Consider the following 15946-nt stretch of genomic DNA (forward strand, 5'->3'; position numbering starts at 1 on the left):
TTTAATTCAGAAGCGGTAACTTAATGTTGCGCCAACCTGGCGCTTTGTCGCCAGCGAAATGGTGACAGCAGATACGGAGAACAAATACGGATCTGTTGCACTGTCGCCGGTGGAACGGGCCCAGGTGGGTGTGTCGTCGTTGAACAGGTTGGTGACGTAAGCGGATAAATCCCAGTCGTTGATACTGATACCGGCACGCAGATTGACCAGTGTTCTTGCCGGCAGCCAGGCAATGTTAGACATGTCAGTGTATCGTTTACCTGTGTAGGTTGCGTCTGCGCGGGCATGCCATTCATAGTTGCCGGCGAAACTGCCATAAGTCTGAATATACGCCGTTGCACTGAGTTTAGGGACCAGCGGATATTCCTGCCCGGCGGCATCATCTTCACCGTAAACGCTGAGCATGGCATCATCAGACAACGCTTTGGTGACATCGGTGCTGGCGTAAGCCATGGTACCGCCGATTGTCGTATCCGGTGTCAGTGCATAGGCACCATCCAGTTCAACCCCTGTGGTTTCACTGTCTCCTGATACCATGGGGACAGCATTGAATACTTCGCCCAGTGGTGCTGCCTGCGTATCAATGACGCTGTCTCCGTTAAGATCAACCTGAATGCCCCGCTGTGTCTGGCGGTCACGCCATTTAAGGAAATAAACCGCTGAGTTCAGGTACCAGCGGCCATCATCACTGTAGTGTTTCCAGCCCAGTTCGAGGTTATCAACCTTTGCTTCAGGGGCCGATTCATTAATGCCATTCTGCCGCGCTACCTGCTGCTGAGCTTCATTCAGCTCAAAGAATACAGAATAGCCCTGGGTGGGTTGATTGCCCTGTGCATAATTAAAATACACGTTGTTGCTTTTATCGATTGCCCAACGGGCAAGAACGCGCGGGAGTGTGGCCGGCGTTTTGATGGTGTACTCAGACACGCTGCCAACGCCACTGGTGATTTCATCAAACTGGCGGCGCATTTCAAGGCTCACATCTACCGTATCCGTAATTTGCCAGGCCAGAGAGCCGAACACCGCGTCTGTGACCGTTTTATCCATGGTGAGATCAAGGGTGCCCCACGGGCCTCCGGCACCGGTACCAAACCAGGCACCGTTTATAAAGCCGCCGCCTGTGCCAAAGTCGAAATCGAGGCGGGACAGGCCAAGCATCCAGTTGATCGGGCCGCTGTATCCGGATTCAATCCGCAGTTCGTAAGTGTTTTGAGTTTGCCGGTTCATTGTATACGCCTGGTACGTATCAACGGTGGTCCGGTCAAAGTCAGTAAGGGCTTCTATTTCGTGTTCCTGATCACTGAACAGGAATGTCGCAGTATAGTTATCATTGATAAGCCATTCAGCCGTTGCAGAAAATAGGGTTTTATCCAGCCACAATCCGTGCTTATCCACCGGAAGACTTGCCATTGTGCTACCCAGATTCTCTGTATTCACCCCCGGGGTGCCTGCAGACGCTTTGATTTCGCCACAGTAGAAGCTGCTTGCCTGGGTGAGTGTCATGCCTTCGGGCAGACCGCCCATAAACCGGGGCGTGGGGATAATAAACGGGCCACAGTTAAAATCGGTATATTGGGCAACCATTTGCGTAGCTGCTTCGCCGTCCTCATCGTTATTATTGCTGTAACGCATTTTCAGCGAGAAATTTTCAGCAGGCGTGAAATTCAGCGTCGCGGAATAATATTGCTGGCTGGTTTCACCCAATCTGCCACCTTCACTGTTTTCATAAAAACCGTCAAACTCCCGCTTAGAATATGTTACCCGCCCGGTAAGAATGTCTTCAACAAGACCACCTTCAACGGCACCTTCTATTGAACGTTCACCGTATGTGCCGGCACCAATTTTAATATGACCAGTTAATTCGTACTGTGGTGTGGTGGTTATCATGCTGATTGCACCACCGAATGTAGCGCGTCCGAACAGGGCTGACTGCGGCCCCTTAATTACCTCAACCCGTTGCAAGTCGTTGGTTGAAATACCTGCCGGGGAACCAAGAATGGGGATCCCGTCTACAAATACGGTTACCAGATCGCGCCGGTTATCGCCGAGGGCGGTGGTTTGCGCCATACCCCGTATGGCAAAGTCACTGTTTGCCCGTGAGCTGCCGCTGTTGAAAGTAACGCCCGGCGTAAACTGGGTGAGTTCTGCGACGTCGTTAATTCCCCTTGCTTCCAGTTGACCGTTGTTAAAGGCCTGAATGCTTAATGGTGATTCCTGGATGGTTTCTTCTTTTTTCCGCGCTGAAACAATAATTTTTTCCAGTGCTGCATTATCTGTTGAAGCGGCTTCTGTTTGTGCAATAGCTGGCAGTGTTGCCATACTCAAAAGGAGCAATAATGTGGTCTGATTGCCGGGAGTGATACCGGTGATTGCCTGTTTGTTTTCCATGAGAAGAAGTTCCTGTTTTTATGAATGTCGCAATACCAGTTAACCTGAGCTGCGGTCGGGCGGAAATGGCTATTTCGTGAACAGGATGAGACAGGGGCTTATTTTCGTGAATGCGCAACGGCGATACGCGAAATGACAGGCAGTGAGAAATCGTTTATGAACAGGTAATGTTATTTTTCTCTGCTAACTGGATGATATTACTCAGGTATGTATGACTTACCGGAAAGCGCTGATTGTTGTTCAGAACGACGGTGGCTTTGCGGCCCTGCCTTTCTATTTCGCGAATATGTTGCCGGTTAACCCAGTGAGAGCGGTGTATTTGCAGGCCTTGTTCATAGTCATTCAGCGCCAGCAGACAATCTCTAAAGCGGCCATGGATCAACCGCTCGGTGCCCGTGGTGATCACTTTTATATAATGATCATCGGCGCTGACAGCGAGTACATCTTTGAGCGTTAATGCGGGAAATTCCCGCAGAAAAAAAGGCGAACTTTGATCTTGTAACCCGTCATTGCGGGTATCTTGACTGGTGTCTTTAAGAGGCTGCTCACGGTAGTAGAGACCGGCGTTTATGTTGTCGAAAAACAAATTAGCCAGGCACCATGAAATTAACGGGAACAAAGAACAATATAAGAAGCGGGAAGCTTCAGAGACAGTGACCGGAAGGAGGTGCAGCGAAGGCATGTCAGGCGGGGCCTGTACATAACTGGCACCATAAATCAGCGGCAGCAATGGCCTCATGATCAGCATGGCCAGATAGGCGGAAATGATGTAAGCCGCCAGCCGGTGACGTCGCAACCAGTGCGAAAAATGAAACAGAAAACGGCACAGGCTGAATGCCAGCGTCCACATCAGCAGCCAGATGGTTTCACGGTAGATGAATTCACTGGCGGTATTATTAAAGCGCTGTCCCGTCGCGCTCTGGTCCATAACAAGACCAAAGCCGAGTAACAATGGAATGGCAAAGAAAATCGCGGTTAAACGGTTTTGCATCTCCTCATCCCTGATATTGCTGAATGAGGTAGTAACAGCTTTGCGTTACTACCTCACATTTTCTCAGCGTTTTGGCGGAAATACAGGTTCAGCAGGTGCTTCAGGCGGTGTCCAGCCTTCAGGAACCGGTGCCGGTTTCTGCTCGGTAGCATAGGCTTCCAGGCTAGACTCATTCGGACCGTAGTCTTCGGTAGGCGCACTTAAGAACTTAGGATCGATAGCACGGGCAGCTTCACGGATATCTTCCGGTAATTCATCAATACCGCCCGGTAACGTGGTAAACGTTGAGAAGTAGCTGATGTGACCTTCAGCCTGACCCATCAGCATCCACGGAAGCCATGGTGTAATGCGTGACCAGGAGCCGACAGCAGGAATGTGGGTTTTGTTCGGGTCCTGCACGTCAGATTTCTTGAATACATAAATGAACTGTTCTGACACACGGTTAAATTTACCCGCAGATTCACGTACCCACTTTTCAGGTTGCAGGCGGTTCGGGTAAAACAGATTGATGCCGGTGTTCAAAATAATGGTGTCATTCGGGCCTTCAGTCCAGTCCAGCAGGAAAGGGGGTTTAGCCTTGTTACCCATGTCTGTGCCTTCGTAGGCATTGGGAATATTCACATAGGAACTGATGGTGAAGTTGTAAGGGTCGTTCGCAATAGGAACAACACGAACATCTTCATCTGTGTAAGGGTTGTGCCAGGTTTTCAGTATTTCACCGGTTTTGATGTCTTTGTAGAACACCACCTCGCGGAGCATACGACGAATGCTGCCATCTTCCAGTTGTTTGGTGCGGGTTACGCTGAAGCCTTCCATGATAAACAGTTCACGGATCTGCTCGTTAGGGCGTACACCGAAGACTTTACCTTTTAACCAGCCAACCTTTTCTTTTGTTGGATCTAAATCGGCATCAAGGCGGGCGTATGTGTCGCGGTTCCATTCCGGATTTTTATAGTCCAGTGTGGTCAGAAATTCAGGTGTCTGATCTGATTTTGTGCCGGTGGCAGCCACAGAAGCCTGCGCAGTAAACAAAGAGGCAACAAAAGTCGCAATTAATGCGGCTTTCTGCCCGGTTTTAGCGGGCTTAACCCACTTCTTATAAGTGATCATTCACACTTCCTCGTTGTAATTGCTTGAATGCAATGATGATGGATCCGGATGTCATGTATCCCAATCTGCCTCTGATAATGAAAGGCTGCATTGAGAATTATCATGTTTTTGTGTTTTCGCTGAATATCAGCCACGGGGGGTGCCAGGCCAGAAGGGCAGGTAAAGCTACCTGCCCGGTGCGGTTGATTAATAGAACGAATATTTAGCTCTTAGACCAAATGTCCGTGGTTGCTGTAACGACATCAGCATTGCCGACTGAACACCTGTGTACTGGTAAGTCGGGCTAAATGTGTAATAGTCGAACGCAAAGGTATATTCGTCGTTATCGAACACGTTATCCGCATAGGCCTGCAGTTCGAGGTCACCGATATAAACACCGGCGCGAAGATTCACTTTGTGAATCGCCTCTGTTTTTACAATATTCGCAGCGTTACTCCACATACCGGATTTGTAGATATAGTCACCACGCAGGAAGTACTCATGTTCATTAGCAACTACACCGTTGTACTGTAAGCCGATGTTTCCTGAATACTTGGACACGCCCGGTTGCTCTTTACCGCTGAAATCGCTGATCCCGGTGAGAGTGGTCAGGTTATTCGATTTGAAGCTGTTAATGTCTGAACCGATATACGCCGCAGAAGCATTAACCCGCAGGTCACTGGTAACCATCCAGTAGGATTCAAATTCGATACCGTACAGGTCTACGTCACCGGCATTCACAGAAACGGCGACGTTTTCTGCCTGTGCGTCAGAATCTTCCTGAAATACATAGCCGGCCTGATTAATCTGATCGTTCCACTGTGCGTAATAAGCAGCCAGCGCATAATTCATTGAGCCGTCGATGAGTGAGCCTTTTAACCCGACTTCATAGTTGTTTACCGTTTCAGGCTGAACAACAAAGCCCACGCCTTCAGCAGCAAGTTGCTCCTGAATGTACGCACTGTAGCCAGTAATATAGGAATTGAATGAACCCGGGTTGACACCTTTTGAATAGCTGACGTAAGCCATGGTGTCGTCGCTGAGTTTATGATCAACGATGACCCGTGGCATGAAATTAGTGAATTTTTCGTTTGCCAGTTCGGTCCCGGTATTGTCCAGTGATGACAACTCATCAGTCTGGTACCGGCCTTCCATGCTCAGTGTGGTATCGTCTGATAAATCGTAGGTCAGGCCGAAGAATACGCCCATGGTTTCCGCTTTGGTTTCAGACGGCGGATTGATACTTGCCGGCGTGTAGCCTGCCACAACACCCGCTGTTGCACTTTGTTTACTGGCATCCAGATAACTGACGCCTACAGAGCCGTTAAGCTTGCCGTCACCTGCGTAGCTTAAACGGAATTCCTGGGATACATCTTCATTTTTCTTGTCGACCACGTAGGTGTAGAAATAGCTGTCAGAGGCAAAATGATCGATGTCGTTGACGCCTATCCATTCTTCATTGTTGTAGCCGGTCAATGAAGATAACGTGATGGTGTCGGTGACATCCCAGTCCGCAACCAGATGAGCGTGGTAGAACTCACGACCCAGACCATAGCCATCAAGCAGGCTGGTGGAAGACAGCCGGTTTTCAGGGTTACTTAGCAGTGCCTGTAAGCTGTCACTGGCTGCTGTGTTGTATGCCAGGGGATCAGCTTTCTGAGGTACAGAACAGAAATAGGGATTGCCGTTCATGGTGCAGTTGGACTGGCCAGTCAGATTGTACTCATCAAGTGAATAGGCAGAAATAAGCGCAGAAGCCGAGGGACCATCTTCATCTCTGGAATAAAATCCGAAAGCTTTAAGAGTCAGGTCGTCTGTGGGAGTCGCGTAGAGATACAGATTTGCCATCGTGGTTTTCTGATCGCCAAGGGTACCGCCGTCACTGTAACTGTTATCCCTCGCACCTTCACGCTCGTAAGTTTCAGCAGTGGCGCGGAAGGATAATTTGTCGTCAACAATCACACCTTCAATTTCACCGCGCAGGCGTGAGTAGTCGTAATTTCCTACTGTCAGATCCACAGACCCGGCCCATTCTTCATTGGGCGTTTTGTTGACGATGTTAACAGCACCGGCAAAGGTATTGCGGCCGAAATACGCAGCCTGAGGACCGCGCAGGATCTCTACCCGTTCAGGACTGCCGATAGAGGAAATAGCCGTGGTAGAAGAAACCGGTACGCCATCAATAAACATGGATGCAGTGGCTTCATTACCGTTGCTCGGGGTGAAGCCACGTAAGGTGAAGGTTTGTACAGAGCGGTCTGCTTTGCCTGAATAGTTGTTGGAAATGACCAGGCCCGGAGTGAAATTCTGTAAATCGCCAACGGAAATGATGCCCTGCTTATCAATGCTTTCTGATGTCATTGCTGATACGGCAATGGGCACTTCCTGCAAACTTTCTGAACGCTTCCTGGCGGTCACTTCTATTTTTTCGATTAGCATACTGTCTTCACTGACAGCTTCCTGAGCGGAAACGGGAGAAAAAGCGGCGCTCAGCGCGATAGCAACCAGACTGAACTTAGCCAGTTGGCGTGGAGTACTTGGAGTCATTATGTTTTTCCTACTTACCTGTTCAAAACGTGTTGTGGCAAATCGCGATTCTTTGATCGCTTTTCTTTTGTTCATCTCACCATCAGGAGCAAGAATTAAATATGACTATTGTCAAAAAATGATATGCTTTTATGACATTTCTGTGAAGGTAATTCAAGAGTTGTTTTTCAAATCAGTCACTTATGAATTAAATTAATAAGGTGAGTGAGGGGGATTTATAGATTAAACAAGAAGGAAAGCCATCCTTGCCGGAGCAGGGAAGGCTTTTGGTAAAGATAAACCTGCCGGTTTAATAAAATGACCATTTTGCCTGCAACCCGAAAGTCCGGGGTTCAGGCAGGCCCATGACGAGTCCGGAATTGTTACCGAAATACGCAAAATCGTACTGGAATGCGAAGTAATCGTAACCCGTCGTGTAATCGGTATCTTCAAAGGCTTTGTTAACAAATACCTGAATGTGGATATTGTCCACAGTAAACCCTGCTCTGAGATTTACTTTCTGAATTGCACCTGTTTTCAGGAAGTTGGCCTGATTGACCCACTGACCTGATTTAAAAACATAATCGGCACGCATGAAGTAATATAAGGCATCGCTGAACTCGCCGTCGTATTGCACGCCAATATTACCGGAGTACTCAGACACATTCGGCTGCTCCTTACCTGAGAAGTCGGAAATACCGGTCAGCGCAGTCAGTGCGGTATTCGTAAAACTGTTAATTTCTGAGCCCGTGTAGGCACCAGCCAGATTCACGCGGATATTTGATGTGACGGCCCAGTTTGATTCCAGTTCCAGCCCGTAAAGATCTACATTGCCTGTGTTAGACACGCCTGAAAAGCTGATTGCTGTTTCGCCACCGGGCTCGGTGTACACCAGGTTGTTGCGGTTAATCTGATCTGTCCATTCTGCGTAATATGCGGCAAGGGCATAGGTCATCGACCCGTCCATGGTCGTGCCTTTAAGACCCGGTTCGTAGTTGTTTACTTTTTCCGGCTTTACCGCAAGCGTAATGCCGGCTGCTTCCGCCTGTTCACGGCCATAGTCGGTGAGGGTCAGTAAGCCGGTATTAAACGCGGACGGATTCACACCTTTGGAAAAACTGACATAGGCCATGGTGTCTTTGTCGAACTTATAGTCGACAATAAACCGGGGCAGGAAGTTATTGAAGGATTCGGAGGCAAGCTCGTTGCCAGTGCTGTCAAAAGAGGTAATCGTATCTCTTTGATAGCGGCCTTCCAGGCTGGTACTTAACTGGTCGTTAAACGCGTAGTTCAGACCAAAAAATCCGCCGGTGGTTTCCGCATTAGACTCGCCGCCGGGCGTGACTGAATCCGGTACCACATAAAGTAAGGTGGTGAGTGTGTTGAATTTGGATGCATCCAGATAACTGAGACCGGCTGTACCGGAAAAAGCGCCTCCGGCATCGTAGCTGAGGCGGAACTCCTGAGAGAAATCTTCCTCGCGACGTTCAACAAGATACGGATAGTTAAAGAAATCTGCACCGTAATGGTCGATATCATTCAACAGGACCCACTCTTCTTTGTTTACACCGGTCAGAGAAGACAGCGTGTAATCGCCAAGTTCCCAGTCTGCCACAATGTGGCCATGGCTGAATTCCCGTGCCATCCCGTAGTCATCCAGCATGTCAGATGAAGTCAGTCTGTTTTCTGTAGATGACAGCAGCGTTTTCATTGCTTCAGAAGCTGAGGTGTTGTAACTGATCGGGTCAGCTTTATCCGGTACAGAACAGAAATACGGGTTGCCGTTTATCAGGCAATTTGATTGCCCCTGCACAACCACGTTGCCGGCAAAATCATTGATATCGTAGGCAGAAATAAACGCTGAAGCAGCAGGGCCATCGTTATCTTCTGACATGAAGCCAAACAGCTTTATAGTCAGATCATCTGTGGGGCGGGCAAGAACTTAAACGTTTGCCATGGTTGTTTGCTGATCACCCAGACGCCCGCCATCTTCTCCGGCGTTATCCCATGCACCTTCTTTATCGTAATGTTCGGCAGATACTCTGAATGAGAGTTTGTCATCAATCAGGACGCCTTCGACTTCGCCCCGGTAACGCTGATTGTTATAGTTTCCCAGGGTGGCTTCAACCGATCCGCTCCACTCCTCGTTGGGTTCACGGTTCACTACGTTAATTGCACCTGCAAAGGTGTTTCGGCCAAAATAGGCACTTTGCGGCCCCCTGAGTATTTCTACCCTGGCCGGTGATCCCACAGAAGAAATTGCTGTTGTTGAAGATACCGGCACACCGTCGATAAACATTGATGTGGTGGGATCAACGCCGCTTGAGGGGGAAAAACCCCGCAGTGTGAAAGTTTGTACTGTGCGGTCGGTCTTACCTGAAAAGTTGTCGGAAACAACAAAGCCGGGAGTTTGCTCTGCAAGATCCTGAACCTGGATAATTCCTCTTTTATCAATATCGTCTCCGGTCAGCGCGGTTACCGCTACGGGAATAGATTGCAGGCTTTCAGCCCGTTTTCGTGCCGTGACCTCAATTTTCTCGATTACTGCGGCATTCTCTTTTTTCCCGTTATTCTCTGTTTGTGCCAGAGCGGGCGATAGAGCTGCTGCCAATGAGGTAAAAAGAAGCGTGCGTTTGATATGGGTGAGCGTGTTGTTTTTTGCGATTTTCATTGATGGTTCCTACCTGTTTTATTCATTCACGCATATAGCGCTGTTTACCCGGAAAGGGCTGATTGTTGGCAGATGAGCGAATATATTCGCTTTTGTTTTTATGATATGTCTTTATATCGCCATCGAAGAGGGCGATAAAAAATGACTATTATCAAATCTCAGATTGCTTTTTGAGCGAAATACGTTCGATTTTCAGGCAGGTGAAAGGCTTGTGAAGAATGAAAAACGCCCCTTGAACGGGGCGTTTGAAAAGCAGATTAGAAGTGGTAAGTGCCGGTTATACCAAATGTTCTTGGTTCGCCCATGGCAACCGTAGGTAAGCGGTTAAAGTCACCGAGTAACAGTGTACTGCCGGCAATAAGCGGGGTGTCGTTATCAAACAGGTTTCTTACCCATAAAGACGCCTCCCATTTTTCTGAGTTAACACCAATGCTGGCATTCACAACAGTACGTGCACCGACGTAGTCCAGGGCATCATGGTTCGAGCCTTTCTTTTTCGACTCATAGCGGCCGTCGATACGCGCATAACCTTCCATTTCCGCAGACACTTGCGTACGGTATATCACCTGCGCATTGAAAGTGTGCTTAGACATACGCGGTAATTGCTGACCATTGAGGGATACAGAATCAATGCCGTCGATCACGCCCACCAGTGAGGCAAGGTTACCGTCTTCAGCATCAGTAAATTTGGCATCTGCCAGGGCATAACCAAATCCTGCTTCCAGATTCTCATTCAGTACGCCGGCAACTTCCAGCTCAAAACCTCTGGAGCGTCCTTCACCCGCATTCTGTACAGTGAAAACAGTGGTGCCTTCAATCTGAGAAGAGGTTTGAATGCCTTCCATTTCCACATCAAAGATAGCGGTATTCACCCGTAAACGTTGGTCGAGCCAGTCTGATTTCATACCAATTTCGTATGTCCAGTTGGTCTCTTCATCATAGGATTCGTACTCTTCCGGCAGAGAAGCGTTAGGGGCGTTAAAGCCGCCTGATTTCACACCTTGAGCCACAGAGCCATAGAACAGGATGTCCGGTGTCATCTGGTAATCCACAGAGGCCCGTGGTGTAACAAACGTCCAGTCCTGCTCCTGGTCTCTTACAGTTACCGGATCAACCAGGCTTTTCGTTTCCTCTGTTAAGCGCAGCTCACCGCGAACGGTCCACTCGTCGTTAATTGCATAAGTCAAAGAGCCATAAACCGCTGCAGTTTTCGTGCGGTTAGTGCCGTCGCCTGTGAGTCCGCCGTAGTTAACCAGCTCATCAAACAGGTTTGACGGGAAGCCGCCGGATAAATCGGTGAAGGGGGCGTAGAAAGTTAATGCTGTCTGGCCGTCTTCGAGACCTGAATCATCGATGCCGAACCATGAGCGTACTTCGCGCTTCAGTTCGTAGTAACTGGCGCCCACTAGCCACTGCAACGGACTTTTATTGGTATTATGCAGACGCAGCTCCTGGCTCCATTCGGCATGGCGCTGATTACCAAAGGCAACATAAGAGGGCAGGGTAACGTAACCTGAATAATCCGACAGCCAGTAATTAGTGCCTTCAAGCTGACGGTCCTGATCTGTAATGGCTGACATTTCCATATAGTTGTAACCGGTAATGGAGGTCAGGCGGGTTGTCGCAAAATCATAAGTCATATTCAGGCTGGTCCGGCTCAGCATCCGGTCCGTCCGGGGGGCGGTAGTGGTGAATGTCCAGATTTCCGGATCGTCACGGTCCAGTGAGGGAACCTCTCCGCAATAACGCTGGAATGTATAACCTTCCGGGAAGATGGCTGAAGTTGGCGCCTGACAGTTACCATCTACGATGGCCTGAGCATTAAAATCGATTTTATCTACCGAGTAATAGGTATTCAGATTAGCTTCGAAGTTCTCAATACCATCGTACCGTAATGAACCGCTGTAGAAGTTAGACTTGTAGCCGCCAATGTCTGAGCCGTCGTTACTGTTTTCGTAACCCCCGTCCCAGTCATCGTAGGTCATGTTAGCACGGTAGTAGAGTCCTTCGGCAATGGGACCTGTAACCATCAGAGAGGTCTTCACTTTGCCGTAATTGCCCACTGTAGCGCTGACTTTAGATTCGAAAATGTCACTGGCTTTGCGGGTGATAAAGTTGATTGCACCCGCGTAGCTGTTGCGGCCGTACAAAGCACCCTGAGGGCCTTTTACAACCTCAATACGTTCAAGGTCGAGCAGGCTTGAATCCAGGCCGTCACGGCCTGAAACATATACGCCATCGATGAAAATAGACGTATTATTTTCGTCATCACTACGGGAAACCTGTGCCAGACCACGAATGGTCGGTGTGGTGTAGGTTTTGCCCGGATATCCGTCCATTTGCAGGCCTGCAATCATATGGGTAATATCACGCAGATCTTCCAGCCCGGCCTGTTCAATATCAGCACCGGTCAATGCGGTGACGGCCAGCGGAATTTCCTGGATACTTTCTTCAACCTGCCGGGATGTCACGGTAATTTTTTCTATGGTCTCGTTCGCAGATGCCATGGAATGTAGTGAGCTGGTTGCCAGAGCAACCGCCACTGTCAGTTTATTGAGCCTCATTAAGTTTTTCCCTGTATCACTTGCTTTTTATTGGTTTTCTTTCGGGTGACTCCGGATGGAATACACGCCTGTTTTGATTCCAACAATACGGCTTCAGAAGCGATGTGATTATTATTGTAACGCTAATGACATATTGTTATGGCTATTAAGCATAGCGACTATCTTTTGTGCAAGCGATTTTCTTAAATTAGTGTGTCCTGAACACTGATTTTAAACGAAGGTATATAGCTTTTTTTGTATTTATTCATTGTTTATCAATGGTTTGTTTGTCCGTGTTTTTCCTTTTCAGCCGGGGGGGAACTCCTCAAAGTTGCTGTTTGTAAATTTGACATTTGCTAAAAAAGTGCACCGTTTTGTCGCTACTTTCTAAGGCTTCAGGGATTCTTTCACTGTCAGCCGTTGCATATTTTTTTGTTTTATTGTTATGTATAAATAGCTTTTATTTCACGGAGTCAACATGGCAACTTTTTCTATCCGGTGTGTACTTCCGGTATTATTCTTATTTATCGCACCTGCTTTAAATGCGCAGGACAGCAATGCTTTCAGCGCTGCTGATGCGCCACCTGCTCCCGATTACGCTAACCCGGTATACTGGGCTGCACTTCCCGGTGCTCCCGGCGCTACGGCGGCTGTGCCTGAAGGGCTGTCTTTTGATCCGGAAATAAAGAATACAGATGTATTTTACATTCACCCGACGACCTTAAAAGACAAAAGCGTCTGGAATCAAACCTTGTCGGATGAGACAACAAATCACTGGACTGATGTGAGTGTGATGGCAAGGCAGGCTTCGGTATTTAACGACTGTTGCACAGTGATTGCACCCAGGTACCGGCAGGCAAGTTTCAAATCGGGGGGCGATCCTACGCTGTCCGGTGATGGCGGAAAAGCATACCGGCTGGCGTACAGCGATGTGCTCGCTGCGTTTGACTATTACATGACCCACATGAACAAGGGGAAGCCCTTTATCATTGCCGGGCACAGTCAGGGCGCGCTGATGACATACTGGCTGCTGAAAGATCGCATCGACGGTAAGCCTGCCCAACAAAAAATGGTTGCTGCGTATATTATCGGGATTGATTTAATGCAGGGAGATTTCGGCCGCACGTATAAAACATTGTCGCTGTGCAGTACCCCTGAGCAGACCGGCTGTGTGCTTGCCTGGAACGCCGGCACAAAAGACCTGGATATTGATAAAATGTCACAGTTCGCGGGTTCCCGGTATGCGTATACCTATAACACTCAGGAAGGACGGAACGCTGTATGCGTAAACCCGTTAACGTTCGACACCAGCAAGCCTGAAGCGCCGGCGGGTGCGTCGAAAGGTGCGGTGCCCGGAGCACCCGGAGAAGGTAAGGTGAACGGACTGGTAAAAGGCGCAGTAGCGGCGCGATGCGAGCGTGGCTACCTGATAGTTGATTACGACCCTGCACTCGATTTATCACCATCCTTCGGTGGTAGTATGCACTACCACGAGTTCGGCCTCTTTTACGCCGATATCCGCGACAATATTGCAAAGCGGATTACCGTCTTCGAAAAATAATATCTGACAGATTAAACGCAGCAGATGTCTTTCTGCTGCGTGTTGATTTTGTCAGTCAATCTCTGTAAACAACCAGGGTTCACTGGCTTTCAGTGTGGCCTCGAAATCTGCGATACGGGAAGACTCTCTGAGTGTCAGAGAAATTTCATCATCACCCGACAGCAGGTTTTGGCGGCGTGACGGGTCGATTTTAAATTCCCAAATAGCGCCGGTTCCTGTGCGGATTTCACATTTTTCCAAATCAACCGTCATTGTGAAATTGCTGTCTTCACGCAGTGCAAGCAGACAATCCACAACAGACTGCGGGAGGGTGACAGGCAAAATGCCGTTCTTAAAACAGTTGTTGTAAAAGATGTCGGCGAATGAGGGGGCAATCACAACGCGGAAGCCATAATCCCGTAACGCCCACACGGCATGTTCACGGCTCGAGCCGCAACCAAAGTTGTCCTGCGCCAGCAAAATGCTGCTGTCGCCACAGCCCGGTTTGTTAAGGATAAAGTCCGGATTCTTCCTGCGCGTTGATGTATCGGTTTCTGCATCACCTTCATCGAGATAACGCAAATCATCAAACAGCCAGTCTCCGTAGCCAAATTTCTTTATCGACTTGAGATATTGTTTAGGCAAAATAGCATCGGTATCCACATTGGCTCTGTCGAACGGCAACACGGTGCCGGTATGAGTGGTAAACGCCTGCATATTAAAATTCCTCCCGTGTTACATCGACGAAGTGACCGGCAATAGCCGCCGCAGCTGCCATCGCAGGACTCACAAGGTGAGTACGACCACCAATGCCCTGGCGGCCTTCAAAGTTGCGGTTCGAGGTGGATGCACAGTGTTCTTTTGGCATTAAGCGGTCGGCGTTCATGGCCAGGCACATGGAGCACCCGGGCTCGCGCCATTCAAATCCTGCCGCAGTGATAATTTTATCCAGGCCTTCTGATTCTGCCTGGGCTTTTACCAGTCCGGACCCCGGCACAACCAGTGCCTGCTTTATTGTGTCAGCCACTTTGCGGCCTTTTACTACCCGCGCTACTTCCCGGATGTCTTCAATGCGTGAATTGGTGCAGGAACCCACAAAAACACGGTCGAGTTTAATATCTGTCATGGGCTGACCGGCCTTCAGACCCATATAGTTGAGCGCTTTCTGGTAATCTTCAGACTTGTTTGCCGGAAAAGACGCTGGATCCGGTACCGGGTTATTCACACCGGTTACCATTTCAGGTGAGGTGCCCCAACTGATTTGCGGTTGAATGTCGGCTGCGTCGAAGTGGCGCTCAATATCAAATACTGCCCCTTCGTCGCTGTGCAGAGTTTGCCAGACAGCGACAGCCTGATCCCATTGCCCGCCTTTGGGCGCATAACGCTTATCTTTCACGTAGGCTTCTGTAGTGGCATCAAAGGCTACAAGACCGGCTCGTGCTCCGGCTTCAATGGCCATGTTACACAAGGTCATACGGCCTTCCATGGTCAGGTTCTGAACGGCTGTGCCGGCAAATTCGATGGTACAACCGGTACCCGCTGCAGTACCGATTTGCCCGATCACATACAGCACCATGTCTTTGGCAGTCACACCCGGTGACAACGTGCCGTTAATCTTAATCAGGAAGTTCTTCGCTTTGCGCTGAATCAGACACTGGGTAGCCAGAACGTGTTCTACTTCCGAGGTGCCGATACCCACGCCAAGAGCAGCAAAAGCGCCATGAGTCGCGGTATGGGAGTCGCCACACACCACAGTCATACCGGGTAAAGTTAACCCCTGTTCAGGGGCGATAACGTGCACGATACCCTGACGTTTATCGTTGAGGGCAAATTCGGGAATGTTGAACCGTGAGCAGTTGTCATCCAGGGTTTTAACCTGAATCCTTGATGTGGAATCTTCAATGCCGTCTATACCTTTTTCACGGTCTGTGGTCGGTACATTGTGGTCCGGTGTGGCGATAACCGAACTGGTACGCCATGGCTTTCTGTCTGCGACCACCAGGCCTTCGAAGGCTTGTGCAGACGACACTTCGTGTACGATATGACGGTCGATGTAAATTAACGCTGTGCCGTCGTCATTTTGTTTGACGCAGCGTCTTTCCCAAAGTTTATCGTAAAGGGTTTTGGGGGAACTCATGTGGTGTATCTCCTGAAACTGATGTTTGCCATCAGGCAACATCGCCGGCGTAAAGCCGGCG

Annotated in this window: 10 protein-coding genes; 1 reads left to right on the forward strand and 9 read right to left on the reverse strand. The window is 49.2% G+C overall.

Annotation, left to right across the window (positions count from 1 at the left end):
* Positions 1 to 6: 6 nt before the first annotated feature.
* The 7 genes from J3369_RS00690 to J3369_RS00720 all read right to left on the reverse strand — a co-directional run bounded on the left by J3369_RS00690 (position 7) and on the right by J3369_RS00720 (position 12229).
* Positions 7 to 2388: a TonB-dependent receptor gene (locus J3369_RS00690; RefSeq protein ID WP_349582556.1), complete on the reverse strand. Its 2382-nt coding sequence runs from the start codon at positions 2386 to 2388 to the stop codon at positions 7 to 9.
* Between the two features lie 154 nt (positions 2389 to 2542).
* On the reverse strand, positions 2543 to 3379 hold the full coding sequence (locus J3369_RS00695) for a LytTR family transcriptional regulator DNA-binding domain-containing protein (RefSeq protein ID WP_349582558.1): 837 nt from the start codon (positions 3377 to 3379) through the stop codon (positions 2543 to 2545).
* A gap of 63 nt (positions 3380 to 3442) precedes the next feature.
* Positions 3443 to 4489, reverse strand: a complete 1047-nt coding sequence (locus J3369_RS00700) for a DUF1838 family protein (RefSeq protein ID WP_303573250.1) — start codon at positions 4487 to 4489, stop codon at positions 3443 to 3445.
* A 186-nt stretch (positions 4490 to 4675) separates the two neighbouring features.
* Positions 4676 to 7015 carry a TonB-dependent receptor gene (locus J3369_RS00705; protein WP_349582561.1) on the reverse strand — a complete coding sequence of 780 codons (2340 nt, stop codon included), beginning with the start codon at positions 7013 to 7015 and terminating at the stop codon, positions 4676 to 4678.
* A gap of 289 nt (positions 7016 to 7304) precedes the next feature.
* Positions 7305 to 8888: a TonB-dependent receptor gene (locus J3369_RS00710; RefSeq protein WP_349582564.1), complete on the reverse strand. Its 1584-nt coding sequence runs from the start codon at positions 8886 to 8888 to the stop codon at positions 7305 to 7307.
* A gap of 48 nt (positions 8889 to 8936) precedes the next feature.
* Positions 8937 to 9665 (reverse strand): TonB-dependent receptor plug domain-containing protein, encoded by a 729-nt coding sequence (locus J3369_RS00715; RefSeq protein WP_349582566.1) that lies wholly within the window; start codon positions 9663 to 9665, stop codon positions 8937 to 8939.
* 257 nt (positions 9666 to 9922) lie between these two features.
* On the reverse strand, positions 9923 to 12229 hold the full coding sequence (locus J3369_RS00720; RefSeq protein WP_349582569.1) for a TonB-dependent receptor: 2307 nt from the start codon (positions 12227 to 12229) through the stop codon (positions 9923 to 9925).
* Positions 12230 to 12686: 457 nt separating this feature from the next.
* On the opposite strand from J3369_RS00720, the gene J3369_RS00725 reads away from it, so the two are divergent.
* Positions 12687 to 13769: a DUF3089 domain-containing protein gene (locus J3369_RS00725; protein WP_303573255.1), complete on the forward strand. Its 1083-nt coding sequence runs from the start codon at positions 12687 to 12689 to the stop codon at positions 13767 to 13769.
* Between the two features lie 51 nt (positions 13770 to 13820).
* Here the strand turns inward: J3369_RS00725 and leuD are convergent, their stop codons facing one another.
* Positions 13821 to 14465, reverse strand: a complete 645-nt coding sequence (leuD, locus tag J3369_RS00730) for a 3-isopropylmalate dehydratase small subunit (protein WP_349582572.1) — start codon at positions 14463 to 14465, stop codon at positions 13821 to 13823.
* A gap of 1 nt (position 14466) precedes the next feature.
* Positions 14467 to 15885 (reverse strand): 3-isopropylmalate dehydratase large subunit, encoded by a 1419-nt coding sequence (gene leuC / locus J3369_RS00735; protein WP_349583705.1) that lies wholly within the window; start codon positions 15883 to 15885, stop codon positions 14467 to 14469.
* Between the last annotated feature and the right edge of the window lie 61 nt (positions 15886 to 15946).

The sequence above is a fragment of the Alteromonas sp. NFXS44 genome (assembly GCF_040148705.1).
GTDB lineage: Bacteria > Pseudomonadota > Gammaproteobacteria > Enterobacterales > Alteromonadaceae > Alteromonas.

Coding starts and splice junctions, on each gene's coding strand:
- J3369_RS00725 (WP_303573255.1), top strand. CDS start 12,687: ATGGCAACTTTTTCTATCCGGTGTGTACTTCCGGTATTATTCTTATTT.
- J3369_RS00720 (WP_349582569.1), bottom strand. CDS start 12,229: ATGAGGCTCAATAAACTGACAGTGGCGGTTGCTCTGGCAACCAGCTCA.
- J3369_RS00695 (WP_349582558.1), bottom strand. CDS start 3,379: ATGCAAAACCGTTTAACCGCGATTTTCTTTGCCATTCCATTGTTACTC.
- leuD (WP_349582572.1), bottom strand. CDS start 14,465: ATGCAGGCGTTTACCACTCATACCGGCACCGTGTTGCCGTTCGACAGA.
- J3369_RS00700 (WP_303573250.1), bottom strand. CDS start 4,489: ATGATCACTTATAAGAAGTGGGTTAAGCCCGCTAAAACCGGGCAGAAA.
- J3369_RS00715 (WP_349582566.1), bottom strand. CDS start 9,665: ATGAAAATCGCAAAAAACAACACGCTCACCCATATCAAACGCACGCTT.
- J3369_RS00690 (WP_349582556.1), bottom strand. CDS start 2,388: ATGGAAAACAAACAGGCAATCACCGGTATCACTCCCGGCAATCAGACC.
- J3369_RS00705 (WP_349582561.1), bottom strand. CDS start 7,015: ATGACTCCAAGTACTCCACGCCAACTGGCTAAGTTCAGTCTGGTTGCT.
- J3369_RS00710 (WP_349582564.1), bottom strand. CDS start 8,888: ATGTCAGAAGATAACGATGGCCCTGCTGCTTCAGCGTTTATTTCTGCC.
- leuC (WP_349583705.1), bottom strand. CDS start 15,885: ATGAGTTCCCCCAAAACCCTTTACGATAAACTTTGGGAAAGACGCTGC.